This is a genomic window from Flavivirga abyssicola (assembly GCF_030540775.2).
Lineage (GTDB): Bacteria > Bacteroidota > Bacteroidia > Flavobacteriales > Flavobacteriaceae > Flavivirga > Flavivirga abyssicola.
In genome coordinates this window covers 1-20,000 of the sequence record NZ_CP141266.1, presented here as the reverse complement: position 1 = coordinate 20,000, position 20,000 = coordinate 1, and the positions used below count along the sequence as shown (strand labels likewise).

The following is a 20,000-nucleotide window of genomic DNA, read 5'->3' as shown; positions in this document are numbered from 1 at the left end:
TATTTTGTCAATAGTTGTTGTGCTTCTTTTTCTGAAACTTTTAATTCACTCATAATCATTTTAGCTCCTCTATCAACTAGTTTGTTATTGCTTAATTGCATATCAACCATTTTATTTCCTTTTATATGGCCAAGTTGGATCATGGTAGAAGTTGTTATCATATTGAGAACTAACTTCTGTGCCGTACCTGCTTTCATTCTAGAACTACCAGTCACAAATTCAGGTCCAACTATCACTTCTATAGGAAACTGAGCTGTTTGAGATAATGGGCTATTATAATTACATGCAATGCATCCCGTAACGATATCGTTTTTATTGCATGCTTCTAGAGCTGCTATAACATATGGTGTTGTGCCGGAAGCCGCAATACCAACAACAACATCGTTTGAGTTTACGTTATATTTTTGAAGATCTTCCCAGCCCTGAGTAGGAGAGTCTTCAGCAAACTCTACTGCTTTTCTAATGGCTGTATCACCTCCAGCAATAAGACCAATTACTAAATCGTGAGAAACCCCAAATGTAGGAGGGCACTCAGACGCATCTAAAATACCTAAACGACCACTAGTACCTGCTCCCATATAAAATAACCGTCCACCTAATTTAAGTTTTTCAACTATTTGTTCTATTAGTTTTTCTATTTGAGGCAGCGCTTTTTCAACAGCTAGAGGTACTGTTTTATCTTCGTTATTTATACAGTTTAATAACTTATTAACACTCATCTTTTCAAGATGGTCGTAATTGGAATCCTGCTCTGTTGTTTTTGTAAAACTCATGACCCAAAAATATGAATTAATACCCAATTTTAATCATAAAGCATATTATAAAGAGTAATATGGTTTTTTTAAGGTATTGTATTTTCTAGTTGCTACTTATTCGATTGTATAAGTAAAAACAGAAGTTTCAGAAACTCTAAAATAACCCAAGGGATAGTTGTTTGGGTTTGTTTGGTTAACACAATTACCTCTTACAGTTGCCGGTTGGGTTTCAAATGGATCACCAGACTCATCATCTGTTTGTTGCAATAAAATATTCAGAAATTCATAATTACGTTCAGAAACCCCAGAGCTTATAATTCTCAATTCGTCACCAGCTTCGAGGTCTTCGTCTGAAAAGAAAGCAAAAATTTGGTTACCATCAGTAAACTCATCATCATAAACTTCTAGGTTTATGGAGTTTTTTTTAACAATTAAAAATTCAAATAAATAGAAGTTTTTAATATTTGAAGGATCATTGTAGTATGCTTTTATTTCAATTTCATCACCAGCAAAACCACCATCGTTTTTTTGTTCTACAAATTCTATTGGGACTACAGGTGTTAAAGTTTCAGTGGCAGTGTAGGTTTCATTATTATAAAGAATTGTAAGATTATAATCTGTATTAAGTACTGGTAGGAAATTATTATTTATATAAACCCCTGAGTTTTCTATTTCATTAAAAATAAAAGTATTATTGTTTGAATCTGTAACAGTTACACTAGCACCAGTTGCTGGGGGAATTACTTTATCAAAAAATGGAGCAGTCAAACTGAGTTGAATGGATTGCGTTCTTCCATCTGTACCTTTTATCCAACTTAAAGATGCATTAATGACTAATCTAGGTTCTGCATTATTTAAATCTACATCTACAACATCTTCACAGGATACTAATGAAAGTAGACAAAAAATGAATAGGTATTTAATTTTTTTCATAATCTTAAAGTTTAAAATTATAAGATACTGATGGTACGATTCCAAAAATGGCCAATTGAGTGGCTTCATTTAGGCCAGTTGCTGTATTTTGACCAAAGGATATAGAAGCCGCATTTCTACGATTGTATATGTTGTATATGCCAAATACCCAATAACTTTGTAAACGTTTAGCTCTTTTGGGTTTTGGTGTGTAATTAAACGAAACATCTAATCTATTGTAAGACGATAATCTATCTGAATTTCTGCTATTATAATTAGGAATAGTTATACCATTGAATATATATTGTCCATTAGGAAACGTTGCGGGTTGCCCAGTTTGGAACAAAAAGTTAACATTTATTTTCCATTTGCTATTCCAATTATAGCTACCAGTGAATGAAATATCATGGGTTTTATCAAAAGGTGTGTTGTACCAATTTCCGTTATTAATTCCTAATTCGGATGCTGTTCTACCGGGGGTTTGCTGTTCAGATTTTGAGAGTGTATATGCTAGCCAACCTTTGAATCTCCCTTCATTTTTACGGAGTAACACTTCTAATCCATATGCTCTTGATCTTCCGTTTAATATGACTTGTTCAATGGCATTGTTCGCAATTAAATCAGCGCCATCTATATAGTCTATTCTATTTTTTACAGATTTGTAGAAACTTTCTAATTCTAGAGAATACCTATTGTCTTTAAAGTTTTTAAAATAACCAATAGCATATTGATTAAGTAACTGCGGTTTCACATATTTTCCACTAGGTGTCCAAATGTCTAAGGGAGTAGGCGAGTTGGTATTTGACAATAGGTGCAAATATTGACTCATTCTATTATAACTCAATTTTATTGAACTTTCAGAATTTAATTGATATGCCAACGAAGCCCTTGGTTCTAAATTAAAAAAACTAGAAATAACGTCACTTCGTTTATAGGTTTCTGTTCTTATAGGAGACGCTTTTTCATAAATTTGAAAATCTTCATTAAATACAACGGCATGATCATTTTCATAAATATTCAGTTCATCTTGTCCTAGGCGATGAAAAGCACTAAATCGTAAGCCATATGATAGCGCTAATTTATCTGATAGTTTATGTTCTGCATCCAAATAAATAGCATTTTCGAAAGCATATTTATCAATTAATTTAAAAGGATTAATACCTGAAGATTCTACAGTTGGTTTTATATCTCCTGGATTAAACTTATAATAGATACTATTCAAGCCATATTGCAGCTTAATTTTGTCATTTATATAATGTTTGAAATCATATTTTAAATTAAAATTCTGAATACCTGAAACCCAATCAAATTCTACAAAGTTTAATTTTAAATCATAATAATAATCGGAATAAATTAATGATAGGTTAGAAAAGAGTTTATCTGAAAATAAATGATTCCATCTAAAATTTAAAACAGAGTTTCCGTAAACATTTTCAAATGTATCTTCAATTCTAAAAACGTCCCGACCAAAATATCCTGATAAGTAGATGTTATTTCTATTATTTAATTTGTAGCTTAATTTGGTGTTTAAGTCATAGAAATAGGCAATATTATTAATATCAAAAAGAGGTAAAAATAAATGCGCATAACTTGACCTTCCACCAAAAAGAAAAGATCCCTTTTCTTTTTTTATTGGTCCTTCTGCAAGTAACCTGCTCGAAACAATTCCTATGCCGCCATTCATATGGAATTCTTTGCTGTTTCCTTCTTTTTGGTAAATATCTAAGACTGATGAGACCCTACCACCATAACGGGCTGGAATACCTCCTTTGTATAACCGAAGGTCTTTGATCGCGTCTGGATTAAAAACAGAAAAGAAGCCAAATAGATGTGATGAATTATAAATTGTAGCTTCATCTAAAAGGATTAGGTTTTGATCTGCTGAACCTCCTCTAACATTAAAACCTGAAGCGCCTTCACCTGCATTGGTAACACCGGGGAGTAGCGTAATAGCTTTAATAATATCAGCTTCTCCAAGAACTACAGGGATTTCTTTTATTGTACCAGATGTTAGTTTGTTAACGCTCATCTGAGGTGCTTTTATATTAAGTTTTTCAACATCCTCGATAATAACTATTTCATCTAAGTTTTCTGAAGATTCGGTTAAACTGAAATTTTTAATAATATCTTCTGAAAGTATAATGGTTTCAGGCTTTGTAGTAAAGCCTAAATAACTAATTATAACCTTATACTTGCCTTGAGGTAATGTAATGGAATAAAACCCGTATTCATTGGTAGTCGTTCCTGCCTGAATCTCTGGGAAAATAATATTAACACCAATAAGAGTTTCGTTACTTTTTTCTTCTAAAATGGTACCGCTCAATGTGAATTTTTGTTGAGCTTCTATCGATAGCATATTAAAACACAACGTTAAAATCAACCATAATAACAGGTGTTTCATGTAATAGCTTTTTTTTATAAAAATATAAAAAAAAGCCCCTAAAAAGGAGCTTTTAAATATTCTTTATGATAATACCATTATTGTAAAATGGAATTTAATGTTTTGCTTGGTCTCATAACTTGATTAATAAGCGCTTCATTAGGTTCATAATATCCACCAATATCTGTTGAGTTTCCTTGAATATCATGGAGTTCTTTTACAATAGCAGTTTCATTGTCAGCTAATTGTTTAGCTATAGGCGTAAATTCTGCTTTTAAAACGTCATCTTTAGTTTGATTTGCCAGTTCTTGTGCCCAATACATAGCTAAATAAAAGTGACTTCCTCTATTATCTAACTCGCCTGCTTTTCTAGAAGGGCCTTTTTTATTTTCTAATAATTTTTCGGTAGCATCATCTAAGGTTTCGCCTAAAATTTTTGCTTTTGAGTTATTATTAACCTCGCTAAAATGCTCTAAAGACACAGCTAAAGCTAAAAATTCTCCTAAAGAATCCCAACGTAAATGGTTTTCTTCCAACAATTGTTGTACGTGTTTTGGAGCAGAACCACCAGCTCCGGTTTCAAATAAACCACCACCGTTCATTAAAGGAACTATGGATAACATTTTTGCACTTGTACCAACTTCTAATATTGGAAATAAATCTGTTAAATAATCACGTAAAACATTACCAGATACAGAAATAGTATCTTTTCCTTCTATAATCCTTTCACAAGTAAAGATGGTCGCATCAACAGGTGATAGGATTCTTAAATCTAATCCATTAGTATCGTGATCTTTTAAATAATGATTTACTTTTTTAATTAATTGAGCATCGTGGGCTCTGTTTTCGTTCAACCAGAAAACAGCAGGTGTTTGTGAAGCTCTTGCTCGAGTTACTGCTAATTTTACCCAGTCTTGAATTGGAGCATCTTTTGTTTGACACATTCTCCAGATATCACCTTCTTCTACAGTATGTTCTAATAATACATTTCCTGAAGCATCAACAACGCGAACAGTGCCTTCTGACTTTATTTCAAAAGTTTTGTCGTGAGATCCGTATTCTTCAGCTTTTTGTGCCATTAATCCAACATTAGGAACAGTTCCCATAGTGGTTGGATCAAAAGCACCATGTTTTTTACAGAAATCGATTGTTGCAGCATAAATTCCAGCGTAACTGCTATCCGGAATAACGGCTTTGGTATCTTGAAGTTTGCCATTGGCATTCCACATCTGACCAGATGTACGAATCATAGCTGGCATAGAAGCATCAATAATAACATCACTTGGTACATGCAGGTTTGTAATCCCTTTATCGCTATTTACCATTGCTATAGCTGGACCATTTTTATAAACAGCAGTAATATCAGATTCTATTTCCTGACGTTTGGCATCTGGAAGTTCTTCAATTCTGCTTAAAAGATTGCTAACTCCAGAGTTTACATTAACACCTAATTCTTCTATGATATCACCATGTTTTTCAAATACACTTTTATAATATGATTTTACAGCATGACCAAATATAATAGGGTCACTTACTTTCATCATAGTGCCTTTCATATGTAAAGAAAAAAGCAGATCATTCTTTTTGGCATCGGCAACTTGTTCATCTAAAAAGGATACAAGTGCTTTTTTGTTCATAACTGTAGCGTCAATTATTTCTCCTTCCAATAAAGGGAAATGATCTTTTAAAACAGTAGTTGTACCATTTTTATCTGTATGTTCTATTTTTATACTGGTGGCTGCTGATAAGGTTACCGATTTTTCATTATGAGCAAAATCTCCAGATTGCATAGTTGCTACATGTGTTTTAGAATCGCTGGTCCATACACCCATAGAATGTGGGTTCTTTTTAGCATAATTTTTTACAGCTTTAGGAGCACGTCTATCGGAGTTACCTTCACGTAATACAGGGTTTACAGCACTACCTTTAATTTTATCGTAGCGAGATTTTATATCTTTTTCGGAATCGTTTTTCGGATTATCTGGATAATTAGGAATACCAAAACCTTGAGATTGCAATTCTTTTATAGCTCCTTTCAATTGTGGGATAGATGCGCTAATATTAGGCAATTTTATAATATTGGCTTCTGGTTTTTTAGCTAATTCACCAAGAAATGCTAAGTCGTCTGAAACGCGTTGATCTTCATTTAAAAAATCAGGAAAAATGGCTAAAATTCTAGCAGCTAAGGAAATATCTTTGGTTTCAATATTAATCCCTGAAGATTTAACAAAAGCTTTAATAATAGGTAAAAATGAGCGTGTAGCTAATGCTGGTGCTTCATCTGTTTTGGTATAAATAATTTTTGACATGAGTGTCCTTATTTTTGAATTATTATAAAGCTAAAAACTTGTGCATTTGTAGATTCGTTTTTAGCCTTGCGAATATACAAAAATGCATCATTAAAAATGTTCAAACATTGTGTGAAAAACAATAAAAAAGGAATAGTTTTAATGGATATAGTAAAAAAGCTTAAAGCGAGTAGGGATTTAATAAAAAACTAGTGTCGTATTTGTAAAATAACAAAAGCCATATCACGGAAGAATAATCTTCTCTGACATGGCTTTCTTTGAAATAACATAACGTGACCTAATTAGTATTACTACTAAATCAATTTAAACTTGCATTTAAACCTTTTCAATTCAAGTGCTATTATTTCAACGAAACAAATTAGTAATTTTCAATATGCATTGACCTATCACTAACAGTGTTTCTATTAATCGTTTTCCTTGATGCCATAAGCTCACTTTTCGCGTTAACGTCAAGTTTGTTTAAAAGCATTGTTTTATTACTACATACACTTTCGCTTTTGTAGCTTTTTAAACTTTCAATTACACTAGTTGCTAACTACTTTCGCATTTAGGACTTCTTGTAATGTCATGGTTTTTTGCTCTCACACGCATACACGTGGCGCAACAAAACCTCAAAAAACAATTAATTATATAAAGAACGTTACTTTATTTAAAAATAATACAAATTTATGTTACCATAAAACCAACACAAGGTTGTTACTATTTCTGTTGCTAATATAAAACTAGAATCTAAATAAACAAATTTTTCAAAGGATTAGATATCAACTATTTATAAACCGGACTTATTAACTTTTGTTAATAAAAAAAGCCCTGATATAAATCAAGGCTTTTAATAATTGCTTGTTGCAATAATATGTTTTTAATGTCTACTTTCTTTGATTCTGGCTTTTTTACCAGTTAGACCTCTAAAGTAGTAGATTCTTGCTCTACGTACTTGACCACGTTTGTTAACTTCTATTTTTTGTAATGCAGGTAAGTTAATTGGGAAAATACGTTCAACCCCAATAGACCCAGACATTTTTCTAATAGTGAAGGTCTCTGACGTTCCAGATCCTCTTCTTTGAATTACTACGCCTCTAAAAAACTGAGTTCTTGTTTTGCTACCCTCTTTAATTTCGTAATAAACAGTAATTGTATCTCCAGCTGAAAATTCTGGTAAATCTTTTCTTGTTACAAATTCGTCTTGTACAAATTTTACTAAAGATTCCATATCTTTAAAATTTAATTATAATTAATTCAGAACAACATTCACGATTCTCGCCAGAGGTTAACCCGAAATTGGCTGCAAAGATAATTAATAATTAATAATGCACAATTATTAAATGTATTTTTTACGGTGCTTTTTTACTTATATCTATGAAGTTTCAAAAAAATCTTAGAAGAGTGGTAAGCATACTTAGAATAGAAGCTTCAAACAGACTTCTTATTAATTTTAGGATGAGTCAAAATCACAGGCTTGAGCAATGACTACCATAGTTGTTTATGATTTATTCCTTCACTTTTTTTATTAATCGTATTGAAAACAATAGAAGGCCCAAGGCAAAAATAAATCGGGATAAGCCTCCTAAAATGGATAGTTTACTCTGTACCCCTAAAGCTTTTTCAGCATACCCTTCTAAAAAAAATGGCGCTAAAATAACAGCAAAGGAGACTAATATCATTGCTATGGTACCAAAAAGAATTAAAAAGCTGGCTGTGTTTTTTTGTTTATTTAAAATAATAATACTGCCGATTAATAAAAGTAATTGAGATATTCCTGAAAAAGCATTTCCAATTATTGCACTAGTCATAAAATCATTCATAATATATTTATTTTATTCGTCCAATAAATCAGGACGACGTTCTTTAGTTCTCAAATAAGCCTGTTCTTCACGCCACTTTTCAATTTCGGGAAGGTTACCGCTAAATAATAATTCTGGGACTTTCCAACCTTTGTATTCACGAGGTTTTGTATAAATGGGGGGGGCTAATAAATTATCTTGAAACGAATCGGTTAGGGCAGAAGTCTCATTTCCTAGTACGCCTGGAATTAATCGTATTACGGCATCACAAAGTACAGCAGCTCCTAATTCACCACCTGATAATACGTAATCACCAATAGAAATTTCTCTAGTTATAATATGATCCCGTACACGTTGATCTACACCTTTATAATGGCCACACAAAATTATAATATTTTCTTTTAGGGATATTTGATTAGCTATCCCTTGTTTTAAGGTTTCGCCATCGGGTGTCATATAAATAATCTCATCATAGTCTCTTTCTGCTTTTAATGCAGAAATACATTTATCAATAGGTTCTACCATCATAACCATACCTGCACCACCTCCAAATTGTGTATCGTCAATAGATTTATAATTATCAGTCGTATAATCCCGTAAATTATGGAAATGTATTTCTACCAGGCCAGCTTCAATAGCACGTTTTAAAATCGAGGCTTCAAAAGGGCTTCTAAGTAATTCTGGTAAAACAGTAATAATATCTATGCGCATTGGGTAGTTTTAAGAATTGCAAAGATAATTTAATTGTTTGTTATTTTAGATGGTATTTTTTCGAGGTATTCTGGCAAATCAAATATGCAAGCGTTCTTTTGCTAATCAAGTCTTTTCATTTAACCAAAAAAAGTTAAATCATTTAGTGTTCTATAGCTGCTCGTATTATAGTCTTAGTCAAAAAAAAACCTGTAATAGAAATTACAGATTTTTAAATTTATCTTGAAAAGAATTATCTATAATCCCTTTTGTTTATTTATTTCGTCCTGTAATTGACGTCTTACTTTTTGCTCCCGTTCCAATGCCGTTTTGCGGTGCTCCTCAAACTCTTCTTCAATCTCGGCAAGTGCATGTTTAGCTCCTTTTGTAATAGCATTACTGTTTTTAAATTTATAAATAAAGAAAAGAAGTAATGCTAATAAACCAGCAATAATGCTCCACATAAGTACATTATAACCCGTTTTACTCATTTGCATACCAAACAAGGCCATATTATCTTTTTCTGTGTTGGTTTTATCTAAATCGCTCTGCGTATTATTAAGATTTGATTTTAAATCTGAAATTTCTTTGTCTTGTTTTTTTACAATAAGTCGCGTATCAGCGAGGTCTTTATGAACCGCTTTTAATGAATCAAGCGTGTGAGCTTTAAGAGTGTATAACCAATTTTTCTTTACAACCTTGTAGTCTTGGTATTTATTAGACCGTTTTATCACAAAGTCAAACTGATTGTCTATTGTGCCGCTACTTAAAGAAAGATTGTCTGCGTCTTTTTTTATTTGCGAAAATGAAGGTAAAGAGAGGGTAAAAAATAGAACTATAAGAGAGGCTTGCTTAATGGAATTCATTTATGATTGGTTTAAATAATTTACGAATTTATAAAATATTGTTCATATACCGCTATTAATAAGTGAAAAGCCTCATAAAATGAGGCTAATTTATATACGATTAAAATATTAATTTAGATGTCCCCATATTAATAATATGTATAACGTCTTACCTTAGCAATATATTTTGCAAGTCTAATGACTTGGTGGCTATATCCATATTCGTTATCGTACCATATATACATAATAATATTTTTACCATCTTTACGTACTATGGTTGCTTTACTATCATAAATGGAAGGTGCTGAACTCCCAACAATATCGCTAGATACTAACTCATCACTTAGTTCAAATTTAATCTGTTCAACTAAATCGCCTTCTAAGGCATATTTCTTTAAAATTGTATTAACACTATTTAAAGTTGTTTTTGTTTTCAATTCTAAATTCAAAATAGCTAAAGATCCGTTAGGAACGGGAACTCGAATGGCATTTGATGTAAGTTTTCCTTCTAAACTGGGAAGCGCTTTAGCAACAGCACTACCTGCTCCGGTTTCTGTAATAACCATATTTAAACCAGCAGCACGACCACGGCGGTATTTACTGTGGAAATTATCTACTAAATTCTGATCATTTGTATAGGCATGAATCGTTTCTAAATGACCAGATTTTACACCAAATGAATCTTCAATAGCTTTTAGAACTGGTGTGATGGCGTTTGTGGTGCATGATGCAGCCGAAAAAATATGAACTTTATCCGGGTTGTTCTCTGTATGGTTTACACCATAAACAATATTAGGGACCTCTTTCCCTGGAGCTGTTAACAATACTTTCTCAACGCCCTTAGATTTTAAATGCCTGCTTAATGCTTTTTTATCTCTAAAAGCACCCGTGTTATCAATGACCAAAGCATTATTTATTTTATGTTTTGTATAGTCGATATCTTCCGGAGCATTTGCAGAAATAACATTAACAGTAGTTCCATTAATAATTAAAGCACTATTTTTCAGATCTACAGAAACAGTTCCTGAGAAGTCGCCATGAACGGAATCATTACGCAGTAAAGACGCTCGTTTTTCAAGTATCTTCTCATTAATTTCTCCACGAGTTACTATAGCTCTTAACCGTAGTTGGCTTCCTTTACCAGTGCGTGTCATAAGTTCACGAGCTACTAAGCGACCAATTCTACCAAAACCATACAAAATAACATCTTTAGGCAGGATGTCTCCATTTTTTCTAGCATCTTTTAATTTTCTAGCAACAAAAGCAGTTGCATTGTTATGCTTGTTTTCCTCTAGATGGAATTCGTAGGTAAGTTTTCCTATATCCAGCTTAGCAGGAGGAATATCTAGCGTTTTAATAGCTTGAGCAATTTCTACTGAATCAAAAATAGAGATAGGCTTTTGTACAAATTTACCAGCATATTCATGCAGGTTTAAAATTTGACTCACATTTCTATCGATAAGTTGATTTCTGAAAATTACTAGTTCAATGGACTTGTCGTACCAAAGATCACTTATAATTTTAATAAATTCTACGGTAGCTCTTCGACGATCTGCTTGAAAGGCTAACTCATTTTCATAAGCTTTGTTAAAAGACATTGTAAAATAGTTTAGTTAAATTTTTGGCAAAAGTATCATATTTCAAACGTTTTCGTAGCGTATTTTGATAAAAAAATAACCCTTCAAAAAAATAATAGCTTTTGAAGGGTTTATAATTAAAAAAAGTATGTTTATTTATCTAAAGTTATAACGTTCTTTTTCGCCGTTAGCATTAATAAGTTCTATTCTTAAGGATTCAGATTTATTTCTTAATACATTTTGCACATCATCAACAGACTTCACTTTTACATCATTAATAGATGTAATAATACAGCCTTCTTCAATACCATTATTTCTCCAGTATTCTGAATATTCGTCATTCAACTTAATTATTTTTACACCATGTGTTGTTTTATACTTTTTCAAATCTGATGGGTTGGTATTTTTAACTCTACCAACTAAAGGGAGTGTAAAAGTTTCATTTTTTGCTAAAGTTACCGAGACTGTTTTTATAATACCGCCTCTAGACAGTTTTAAATTTACTACGTCATTGGGGCGCTTAGCACTTATATGGCCTTTTAAATCAGAGAATTTAGATACTTTAATATTATCAATCTCTTTAATAATATCTCCTTTTTTAATACCAGCTTTATCGGCACCAGAATCTTCAATCACGCTATCTATGTAAACCCCTTCAGTATCATCTACTCCTATTTTTTCTGCAACACTACTATTTAAAGCACCACCTTGAATACCTAATATACCATTTTGAACATTGCCATATTCCATAATGTCTTCAATAACCTTTCTAGCAATATTACTTGGCACAGCAAATGAATAACCTATGTAAGATCCTGTTTGGGATGAAATAGCAGTATTTATTCCTACCAGTTCTCCTTTAGTGTTAACTAATGCACCTCCCGAATTACCAGGATTTACAGCAGCATCTGTTTGAATAAATGATTGTGCACTTGTGCCAGATAAATCCCTAGCTTTAGCACTTATAATCCCAGCTGTTACAGTAGATGTTAAATTAAATGGATTACCAACAGCTAAAACCCATTCGCCTATTTTGGCGTTATCAGAATCAGCAAAAGTGACATAAGGTAACTCTTCATCTGCATCAATTTTTAAAAGTGCTATATCGGTTTTAGGATCCGTACCAACTAATTGGGCATCATAAGTTTTATTGTTATTCAATGTCACCGATAGCTCATGTGCATTATTAATAACATGATTGTTGGTTATAATGTATCCATCTGCATTGATTATAACCCCAGAACCTGTTCCTAAATGCGCGCGTTGCTGACGTCTTCCAAAAAATAAATCTTCAAAAGTCATTTGTCCAGAGCTAAGTGTCACATTTTTTACGTGCACCACAGCATTAACGGTGTTTTCTGCCGCAAGAGTAAAGTTAGGTGCTTCACTTGCATTATTAAATAAGGTACTTACATTACTGGTAGGTAAAAAAGTAGGATTTGTTTCGGTTGAAGTTACAACCACTTTTTCTTCTTTTTCTAAAAAGAGTTTATAAGCACCAAGGGTTAAAACACCACCTAATGCTGAAACCAATACTAATGATAAAATCTTTTTCATAAATTTCATGTTTAATTACAATTTATTAACGACTAAAATTAAATATTTATTGAATGACCAATCTTATTTTAACGATTTTTAACGCCAATTTTAACGCCTGTTTAACAATCGAAAATACGGTTTAATTCAAAGCATGTTCCCACCTGAAATTGTCATTCCCGTGGACCTGTCTGTCGGCAGACAGGAATGGGGAACTAAATAAAGAATTTTGATTTTGAACAAAAAAGCCAAAAGCAAGTGATGAAATTATTTTAACTTTTGTACCATGCATTGCTCACTTTAAGAAATTCTTTATTTATATCTTTGTGCTTTATTATGCAACAGACTTTTTATAAATATCAAGGAACAGGAAACGATTTTGTGATGATTGATAATCGTCAACAAACTTTCGACAAAAATAATACCAAACTTGTGTCAGCATTATGTGACAGGCGTTTTGGCATAGGAGCAGATGGACTTATTCTATTGGAGCATCATGATAATTTAGACTTTAAGATGGTCTATTATAATGCAGATGGGAATGAAAGCTCTATGTGTGGTAATGGCGGACGTTGTTTGGTTGCATTTGCTAAACAACTTGGAGTAATAGATGACAAAGCCGTTTTTGAAGCTATTGACGGATTACATCATGCTACTATTGATGGTGATATTGTGAAACTGCAAATGGTAGATGTTGATACGGTTGAAAAACACGAAAACCATGTCTTTTTAGATACAGGGTCGCCACATCATGTACAATTTGAGAATAAGATAGATGCTTTTGATATAAAAACGAAAGGGTCTAGTATTAGATATGGCGAACCATATAATGAAGCAGGTAGTAATGTGAATTTTGTGAAGAAAGTTAGCGATCAAATATTTGCAGTTAGGACTTATGAGCGAGGTGTAGAAGATGAAACATTGTCATGTGGTACAGGTGCCACTGCTGTGGCTTTAGCGATGCATGCTATAAATGAAACAACAGACAACCTGATTACGCTTCAGGTGCCGGGTGGTGAATTGCAAGTATCTTTTGAAGTTGAAAATGGACTGTATAAAAATGTATGGTTAATCGGTGCTGCTAAACTTGTTTTTAAAGGCGTTATATGATTACTTTAAAGGGCGAAAATATATACTTACGTGCTTTAGAGCCCGAAGATTTAGAGTTTATCCATACGATTGAAAATGATGAGACCATTTGGGAAATTAGCAATACAATTACACCGTATTCAAGATATTTAATAAAACAGTATTTAGAGCAGGCCCATAAAGATATTTTCGAAGTTAAACAATTACGACTGGTCATTTCGAGTTATAAAGATGAATCATTAGGTATGATTGATTTGTTTGATTTTGATTTTAAAAACAGTAGAGCAGGTGTTGGTATTTTAGTTAAAGAAGCGGGTAATAGAGGAAAAGGCTATGGCAAAGAGGCTCTTAAACTATTGATAGATTATAGTTTTTCACATTTAGGCTTACATCAGTTGTATTGTAATATTTCTGAAGAAAATAAAGTAAGCATAACGCTTTTTACTAATCAAGGATTTAAAGAAATTGGACTTAAAAAAGATTGGATTCATAATAATGGAACCTATAAAAATGAATATTTGTTTCAGCTTATAAACAATTAAGATGTACATAAAAAAGATACTTATTACTATTGTAATTATCGGATTGGTAGTTGCTGCATTTTTTGCAAATTTTGTATATAAAACCGTACTAAAACCAAATACGAAGTTTAATAATGAAACAGCTTACATTTTTATTCCTTCTAAAGCGACTTACAGTGATGTTAGAAATCAGCTAATCCCATTATTGGATGATATAGATTCTTTTGACGATTTAGCAGAGCAAAAAAAATATACAACTCATATTAAAGCTGGGAAGTTCGCTATTAAAAAAGACATGAGTAATAATGATATTATCAACTCTATTAGAAGTAAGAATATGCCGATTAAAGTGTCTTTTAACAATCAAGAGAGTCTCGAAAAATTAGCGGGACGTATTGCAGTACAAATTGAAGCAGATAGTACAGCTTTGCTTGAAGCAATGAAAGATCAAAAGTTTTTAGAAGATAACAATTTTAATGAAGCAACTGCTTTAGGAATGTATTTACCTAACAGCTACGAGCTTTTCTGGAATACCTCTGCCGAATCGTTTAGAAACCGTATGCTTAAGGAGTATAATCGTTTTTGGAATGATTCGCGAAAAAATAAAGCAAAAGCCATAAACATGTCGCAAAATGAAGTTATAGCGTTAGCTTCTATTGTATATGAAGAGTCTAAACAGGCTTCAGAACAGCCCAGAATAGCAGGGGTTTATATTAATAGACTAAAGAGCGGCATCCCTTTACAGGCTGATCCTACGCTTAAATTTGCGGCTTATAAACTGCCAAAATATAAGAATACTGTTATTAAACGTGTTTTAAATGTACATATGGAGATTGATTCTCCTTATAATACATATATGTATGCAGGACTACCTCCTGGTTTGATTGCTATGCCTGATATTTCGGCAATTGATGCCGTTTTAAATCATGAAAAACATAAATACATATATTTTGCTGCGGATGCCAAACGTTTGGGTTTCCATAAGTTTGCTAGAACTTTGGCACAACATAATGTCAATGCCAGAGAATATCATCGTTACTTAACATCTCAAGGTATTAATAGATAGTGAAGCGTTTTATTATAAAGCATATACTGTTATTCACATTATTCTCTTCGTTGTCTTACTCACAATCCAGACTAGATGAATTTTTAACACCTAGTGATACTCTTAATATTCCTAGAAGAAATCTCGTTGTTATTTCTGAGGCTTCAGTGGCAAGCTTAAGTTTATTGGGCTTAAATCAACTTTGGTATTCAGATTTCGATCGTTCGAAGTTTCATACTGTTAATGATAACAATGAATGGCTTCAAATGGATAAAATAGGTCATGCATTTACATCTTACCAGATGGGGAAGCATGGGGCACAGCTATTACATTGGAGTGGCGTAAGTAAAAAAGATCAATTAATATATGGTGCCACTTTGGGGTTTGGGTTTCTAACCGCTGTCGAAGTATTGGATGGGTATTCAAAAGAATGGGGTTTTTCTTGGGGAGATATAGGAGCGAATGCAGCAGGTACAGGTCTGTATATTGGGCAAGAATTATTATGGAATGAGCAGAGAATTGCCTTAAAATACTCTTTTCATCAAACCAGATATGCAAATTTAAACCCAGATAAGCTTGGAGAAAACTTTTTAGAACAAATATTAAAAGACTATAACGGACAGACCTATTGGTTAAGTGCTAATCTACATGCATTCTTTAAAGACAGTAAAATTCCTAAATGGTTAAACTTTGCATTGGGCTATGGGGCAGATGGAATGCTTTATGGATCAAAAGATGTTGACAATCAAGTGTTAACAACTAATCGTAGGTGGCGTCAATACTATTTAAGTTTTGATGTAAATTTGAATGCGATTAGGACAAATTCAAAATTTTTGAGAGCTGTTTTAGACGTTTTTAATATGGTAAAAATACCATTCCCTACATTAGAAATCAATAAAAATAAGTGTGTATTTCATCTATTCTACAACTAAAAAATGCACATAATCGATTAATTTTGAAATAATTAAAAAAAAGCCTAATTTTGCACGCTGAAATTTGAAGGGGTATTTTACATTAAAATACACTGAAAAAATTTAGAAATTATGGTAAAGAATATTGCAAGTTTTATTACCCTCACGCTTACAATATGTTTTATATTAAGTGTGTCGTTTTCATCTGATGAAGCGGTTGATTTAAGTAAGTATTCTACAAAAGGATTAGACTTAAATTATACAGTGCGTGATAATACAAATGAAGATTTTAGTTTGTTAGCATCTAATGAATCGTTCTCTCCTTACTTAGGTAAGTCGTTTGTTGGATTTAAAGAAGCATTAGCTTTTAAAGAATCGGGAGGTGACTACTTTTCTGTGAATACATTTGGTTATTTAGGAAAGTATCAATTCGGAAAGGAAACATTAAGAATGATCGGAATTAAGAATTCTGCTAAATTTTTAAAGAATCCTAAGCTTCAGGAGCGTGCTTTTATTGCAAATGCAGAGCGTAACAAATGGATTTTGAGACGTGACATTAAGAATTTTGTTGGAAAACGAATTAATGGTACTATAGTAACGGAGTCAGGTATTTTAGCTGCGGCACATTTAGCAGGGCCTGGAAACGTGAAAAAATACTTAAGAAGTTATGGTTTAGATAACTTTGCTGATGGTTATGGGACTACTGTGCATGAATACATGAAGCGTTTTTCTGGATATGATACTTCTTTTGTAAAGCCAAACAAGAAAGCAAAAGCTATTTAGTTGTAGAATAACTCCGAAGATGTTTTTTGCATTGAGGTTTCAATTAAAAATTGGCATTCTATTCTAGCGCCCAATGTCATTAAGTTAAGATTGAAATGTCAGTCTGAGCGCAGTCGAAGACATTATAGAACTATTGTTTTAAGAGCATTTCGACTGCGCTCAATGTGACAAACAGAATATTTTTATTAACTTAATGACATTGTTCTAGCGCCTGTGTTGAACTTGTTTAAGTTAAAGTGCGAATCCTAGCTTTTATGAATAATAAATATTGTAGGCCTCTTATGTAGGTCTACAATATTTTTTTTCCATTCATTTGCTGTTTGTGTTTTTATAAACTCTGTGTTTAAAGTGATATCGCATGCAACACATATGTCTGTGTTTTTTTCTAACGTATGGCACAGGTCCTCTAGCATTTTATTGTTCCTGTATGGCGTCTCTATGAATAGTTGTGATTGATTGTGGTCAAAAGATAACCGTTCTAATCGTTTAATTTCACTTTTTCGTTCCCCTTTATCAATTGGTAAATAGCCATTAAAAGCAAAGCTTTGTCCGTTCATGCCAGAACTCATTATAGCCATTAAAATAGATGATGGACCAACCAAAGGGACTACTTTGATGTTTTTTTGATGTGCTAATTTTACGATATCAGCACCAGGGTCTGCAACACCTGGGCACCCAGCTTCAGATAAAAGTCCAACATTAATGCCGTTTAAACAAGGAGATAAAAAACTGGGTAGTTCGCTTGGATCAGTAAATTTGTTTAAATGAAATATATTTAATGAAGGTTGTGATTTATCGGGCGTTATTTTTTTAATAAAACGCCTGGCTGTTTTTTCATTCTCGACTATGTAAGTGTCAGTTTGTTCTATTATTTGTTTTACTGATGCAGGCAAAACTTCTAAAGGATCATTATCTCCTAAAGTTGTTGGGATTAAATATAGTTTGCCTTTTACTGCATTCATGAAAATTTTATTTAAGTTAGATTTTTTGCTATCACTTCACAAGCTTCATCTAACATTTTGTAAACATTTTCAAAACCATCATCACCTCCATAGTAAGGATCGGGGACATCATAGTTTTGATTTGGATACACTTCGTTTAAGATAAATTTTACTTTAGTTTTGTCTTCATCATTTCTAGCTAGAGCAATAACATTTCTATAATTAGATTCATCCATTACATAAATTAAATCGAACGAATCAAAATCTGAAGTTTTAAATTGCCGGCCTCTTAAATGAGAAATATCCAATCCGTATTTTCTAGCCACAGCAATAGAACGTTTATCTGGAGAGCTTCCAGTATGATAATTAGCGGTGCCTGCAGAGTCTACTTGGAATAAATCGTTTGAAAGTTTAGATTTTAAAATACCTTCGGCTAGGGGAGAACGACAAATGTTTCCCAGACATACCATCAGAATTTTAGTCATTTTATGTGAATTTTAAACAGAAAGCTTTTTAGTGATATCCTCAACATATTTTCTAAATTGTTTATCTGTTGAAGATAAATTGTCTACCGTTTTACATGCGTGCAAAACAGTAGCGTGGTCGCGTTTTCCTATTTGAGAACCAATACTGGCTAACGATGCTTTGGTGAATTTTTTCGCAAAAAACATGGCTAATTGGCGTGCTTGAACAATGTGACGTTTTCTTGTTTTAGATTGCAAGGTGTCAATATCCATTTGGAAATAATCCGATACTACTTTTTGTATGTAATCTATTGAAACTTCACGTTTGGTATTCTTAACAAATTTTTCAACGATAATTCTAGCTAGATCTATGGTAATTTCTTTTTTATTGAATGAAGATTGTGCTATTAATGAAATGATAGCTCCCTCTAATTCTCTAACATTCGTTTTAATGTTCTTAGCGACATAGTCAATAATATCTTCTGGCATTTCAACACCATCACGATATAATTTATTCTTAAGAATAGACACTCTAGTTTCAAAATCTGGTGTTTGTAATTCGGCAGAAAGTCCCCATTTAAATCTAGATAATAAGCGTTGCTCTATATCTTGCATGTCAACAGGTGCTTTATCACTAGTTAGGATAACCTGTTTCCCATTTTGGTGTAAGTGATTAAATATATGGAAGAAGACGTCCTGTGTTCCTGTTTTTCCAGAAAAGAATTGAACGTCATCAATAATTAAGACATCAATGATCTGATAAAAATGAATAAAATCATTTCTATTATTTTTCTTAACTGCATCTATATATTGTTGTGTAAATTTCTCTGCAGAAATATACAAAACGGTTTTTTCTGGATATTTATCTTTAATATCAACTCCAATAGCGTGAGCTAAATGTGTTTTACCAAGGCCAACACCTCCAAAAATTAAAAGAGGATTGAAAGAAGTACCGCCTGGTTTGGCAGAAACGGCTAGGCCTGCACTACGCGCTAAACGATTAGAGTCGCCTTCTAAAAAGTTTTCGAAACTATAATTTGGATTTAGTTGAGATTCAATCTTAACATTTCTAATACCAGGAATAACAAAAGGGTTTCTTAGTTCTGGACTTTTATTGTTTAAAGGAATATCAACGTCTTGTGATTTTACCGAACTTCTATTCGAACTAGGGATTTTTTCTGTAAATGGTTGTTTATTGCCATACGTGTTTTCCATTTTTATAATGTAAACAAGTTTAGCAGTCTCTCCTAATTCTTTTGTAAGTGATACTTTTAGTATTTTTACATAATGCTCCTCAAGCCATTCGTAAAAAAATTTACTAGGAACTTGAATGCTTAATGCGTTGTCTGTAAGTTTAACTGCTATAATAGGTTCAAACCAAGTTTTGTATGCTTGCGGCTGAATGTTATCCTTTATAAAATCTAGACAATTATCCCATACCGATTGCGCAGTTACACCCAT

18 protein-coding genes (1 of these 18 running past the window's edge) are annotated in these 20,000 nt (G+C 32.6%); 5 read left to right on the top strand and 13 right to left on the bottom strand.

The features are described from left to right. The 10 genes from murQ to Q4Q34_RS00045 all read right to left on the bottom strand — a co-directional run. Positions 1 to 773, bottom strand: the 5' portion of a protein-coding gene (gene murQ / locus Q4Q34_RS00090; protein WP_303318951.1) for an N-acetylmuramic acid 6-phosphate etherase. 46 nt of this gene lie to the left of the window's left edge; the window shows 773 of its 819 coding nt (coding positions 1-773); the start codon lies at positions 771 to 773; the stop codon falls past the left edge of the window. Positions 774 to 869: 96 nt separating this feature from the next. Next, on the bottom strand, positions 870 to 1,688 hold the full coding sequence (locus tag Q4Q34_RS00085; protein ID WP_303318952.1) for a DUF4249 domain-containing protein: 819 nt from the start codon (positions 1,686 to 1,688) through the stop codon (positions 870 to 872). Between the two features lie 4 nt (positions 1,689 to 1,692). Beyond that, positions 1,693 to 4,068, bottom strand: a complete 2,376-nt coding sequence (locus Q4Q34_RS00080) for a TonB-dependent receptor (RefSeq protein ID WP_303318953.1) — start codon at positions 4,066 to 4,068, stop codon at positions 1,693 to 1,695. A 77-nt stretch (positions 4,069 to 4,145) separates the two neighbouring features. Then, entirely contained in the window at positions 4,146 to 6,356 is a 2,211-nt protein-coding gene (locus tag Q4Q34_RS00075; RefSeq protein ID WP_303318954.1) for an NADP-dependent isocitrate dehydrogenase, read from the bottom strand. Positions 6,357 to 7,215: 859 nt separating this feature from the next. Further along, positions 7,216 to 7,566 (bottom strand): 50S ribosomal protein L19, encoded by a 351-nt coding sequence (rplS, locus tag Q4Q34_RS00070; RefSeq protein ID WP_274185801.1) that lies wholly within the window; start codon positions 7,564 to 7,566, stop codon positions 7,216 to 7,218. A 277-nt stretch (positions 7,567 to 7,843) separates the two neighbouring features. Beyond that, positions 7,844 to 8,158: a hypothetical protein gene (locus Q4Q34_RS00065; RefSeq protein ID WP_303318955.1), complete on the bottom strand. Its 315-nt coding sequence runs from the start codon at positions 8,156 to 8,158 to the stop codon at positions 7,844 to 7,846. Between the two features lie 12 nt (positions 8,159 to 8,170). Further along, on the bottom strand, positions 8,171 to 8,848 hold the full coding sequence (gene trmD / locus Q4Q34_RS00060) for a tRNA (guanosine(37)-N1)-methyltransferase TrmD (protein ID WP_303318956.1): 678 nt from the start codon (positions 8,846 to 8,848) through the stop codon (positions 8,171 to 8,173). 236 nt (positions 8,849 to 9,084) lie between these two features. Next, positions 9,085 to 9,693, bottom strand: coding sequence for a tRNA (guanine-N1)-methyltransferase (locus Q4Q34_RS00055; RefSeq protein ID WP_135877938.1), 609 nt, complete (start codon positions 9,691 to 9,693; stop codon positions 9,085 to 9,087). A gap of 128 nt (positions 9,694 to 9,821) precedes the next feature. Further along, positions 9,822 to 11,270, bottom strand: a complete 1,449-nt coding sequence (locus Q4Q34_RS00050; protein ID WP_303318957.1) for a glyceraldehyde-3-phosphate dehydrogenase — start codon at positions 11,268 to 11,270, stop codon at positions 9,822 to 9,824. A gap of 135 nt (positions 11,271 to 11,405) precedes the next feature. Next, a complete protein-coding gene (locus Q4Q34_RS00045; protein ID WP_303318958.1) occupies positions 11,406 to 12,806 on the bottom strand; it encodes a trypsin-like peptidase domain-containing protein in 1,401 nt (466 codons plus the stop codon). 315 nt (positions 12,807 to 13,121) lie between these two features. On the opposite strand from Q4Q34_RS00045, the gene dapF reads away from it, so the two are divergent. The 5 genes from dapF (at position 13,122) to Q4Q34_RS00020 (ending at position 17,134) form a co-directional block, all read left to right on the top strand. After that, positions 13,122 to 13,895 (top strand): diaminopimelate epimerase, encoded by a 774-nt coding sequence (gene dapF, locus Q4Q34_RS00040; RefSeq protein ID WP_303318959.1) that lies wholly within the window; start codon positions 13,122 to 13,124, stop codon positions 13,893 to 13,895. Beyond that, positions 13,892 to 14,416: a GNAT family N-acetyltransferase gene (locus Q4Q34_RS00035; protein WP_303318960.1), complete on the top strand. Its 525-nt coding sequence runs from the start codon at positions 13,892 to 13,894 to the stop codon at positions 14,414 to 14,416. Before dapF ends, Q4Q34_RS00035 begins: the two co-directional genes overlap by 4 nt. A 1-nt stretch (position 14,417) precedes the next feature. Continuing rightward, positions 14,418 to 15,461, top strand: a complete 1,044-nt coding sequence (gene mltG / locus Q4Q34_RS00030; RefSeq protein ID WP_303318961.1) for an endolytic transglycosylase MltG — start codon at positions 14,418 to 14,420, stop codon at positions 15,459 to 15,461. Beyond that, entirely contained in the window at positions 15,461 to 16,372 is a 912-nt protein-coding gene (locus tag Q4Q34_RS00025) for a DUF2279 domain-containing protein (RefSeq protein ID WP_303318962.1), read from the top strand. Before mltG ends, Q4Q34_RS00025 begins: the two co-directional genes overlap by 1 nt. A gap of 111 nt (positions 16,373 to 16,483) precedes the next feature. After that, complete coding sequence (locus tag Q4Q34_RS00020; RefSeq protein WP_303318963.1) at positions 16,484 to 17,134, top strand: peptidoglycan-binding protein LysM; 651 nt, start codon at positions 16,484 to 16,486, stop codon at positions 17,132 to 17,134. Between the two features lie 245 nt (positions 17,135 to 17,379). Here the strand turns inward: Q4Q34_RS00020 and Q4Q34_RS00015 are convergent, their stop codons facing one another. Genes Q4Q34_RS00015 through dnaA form a run of 3 tightly spaced genes read right to left on the bottom strand, consistent with a single transcriptional unit; the run spans position 17,380 to position 20,000 of the window. Further along, entirely contained in the window at positions 17,380 to 18,096 is a 717-nt protein-coding gene (locus Q4Q34_RS00015; protein WP_303318964.1) for an SAM-dependent methyltransferase, read from the bottom strand. Positions 18,097 to 18,107: 11 nt separating this feature from the next. Next, positions 18,108 to 18,560 (bottom strand): low molecular weight protein-tyrosine-phosphatase, encoded by a 453-nt coding sequence (locus tag Q4Q34_RS00010; protein WP_303318965.1) that lies wholly within the window; start codon positions 18,558 to 18,560, stop codon positions 18,108 to 18,110. 12 nt (positions 18,561 to 18,572) lie between these two features. Next, positions 18,573 to 20,000 carry a chromosomal replication initiator protein DnaA gene (gene dnaA / locus Q4Q34_RS00005; protein WP_135877928.1) on the bottom strand — a complete coding sequence of 476 codons (1,428 nt, stop codon included), beginning with the start codon at positions 19,998 to 20,000 and terminating at the stop codon, positions 18,573 to 18,575.